The sequence below is a fragment of the Mesotoga sp. Brook.08.YT.4.2.5.2. genome, assembly GCF_003351125.1.
Lineage (GTDB): Bacteria > Thermotogota > Thermotogae > Petrotogales > Kosmotogaceae > Mesotoga.
In genome coordinates, this window is sequence record NZ_JPGZ01000035.1 from 1 (window position 1) to 1,345 (window position 1,345).

The following is a 1,345-nucleotide window of genomic DNA, read 5'->3' on the forward strand; positions in this document are numbered from 1 at the left end:
ACTAGTATAATTAATAGCCAACCATATCTTATAATCAGTTGCCACTACAAAATATAGACAAAAAAATAGCGTTTACGAAACCATGCGGGTTTGAGACGCTATCTTCTTTGTTTTATGGGTCCAAGTGATAAAGTCAAGAGCGATGAGACAGAAGATCCGGAGCCATTTCTATTTTGCCAGAAACATATTGCGAAAACCCCTAATATCATGTAACCCGTTTTCATCGCAAAAAACGATCGAGCGAAGACGTATTTCTGAGTGTGGTTTACGAATCCTCATTCATATACAGGGAGCCTTCATTTTCCGTTTATCCGTCATCATTAAAGAGTTCTATCTGCCTCTCAAGATGAGAGCAGATTGCTTCTATGTCTTCTAGATCTACTCTGTTCTCATCTTCTCTTTCCGGGTGAAAGGCAAAACGAGGATCCATATGAACAATCACCCTGTCACGACGATTCTTCAGTCTCGCTATTCTGTTTGCCAGAAGAGCCTCTTCTCTTTCGAAGTCGTCCAGAACACGATAGAGCTCTCTTCTAAACTGCCTGGGGCAACCCTGTCGAATGTATTCGCGGAAACTCTTCATTGTGAACCCGCTGTTTCTGATAAGTTTCGATGCTCTTATAATTGCGCTGTCGAAGAGTGAGCTCCTTATTATGGAATCGGCAGCTGACCTGAAATACTCTATCTCGTTTCTGAGAAGGTCAGTTTCACGCCTGAGGACTCCAAGTCGTATGGTATAGCCTTCCCGCTTTTCGAGTTTTATCATATGAAAGATATCCATACTCAATTATAGCCTTTGAAAAGGGTGGCAGAAGTTTCATGAGAAGAGCGGGCAGAGCCCGCTCTCAAACGAGCATTCAAAAGAGTATCACGGAGCCCATTTAGTGAAGATCATTGGTTGTTGAATGGAGCCTGCGACTGAACGCTCTGTCAAAGTCCAAGAGGTAGTAGAAGGAGATGCTCCCTTTATCGATGTATAGCATTTGTAGAATAGAGCCGGAAGTTGGTCAATCGATTTGGAAGTGGCATAAGTAGTTACTTCTGGCCAGTGAGCATCACTTGTGTAGTACGACAATCTCTGCAGGAAGTCTCCAGACCACTCAACATACATATCGTCAGGGTTGTGATCCGACGAGCCACCTGCACTGTCCCAATCGGGATATGCACTCTTGGCAGCGGTAGTTGTAGTGATAATAATCTCGATGTTCGCTGGAATGACTCCGCCGGATTTCAGACCATCAAGCCAGCTTCCTGCATGGCATGATTCGATTATTATGCAGAACTTTACATTTGGATGTTCAAGGATGTAGCTTCTCAACTGACTCGCGTAGAAAGTTGTTCCTCC

At 43.9% G+C, this 1,345-nt stretch carries 1 protein-coding gene and 1 pseudogene; both read right to left on the reverse strand.

Going from position 1 to position 1,345, the window contains the following annotated elements:
- Window positions 1-307: 307 nt before the first annotated feature.
- Complete coding sequence (locus tag Q502_RS09595; RefSeq protein WP_099830877.1) at window positions 308-766, reverse strand: hypothetical protein; 459 nt, start codon at window positions 764-766, stop codon at window positions 308-310.
- A 102-nt stretch (window positions 767-868) separates the two neighbouring features.
- Window positions 869-1,345: pseudogene (locus tag Q502_RS09600) on the reverse strand (hypothetical protein); the annotation flags it as partial.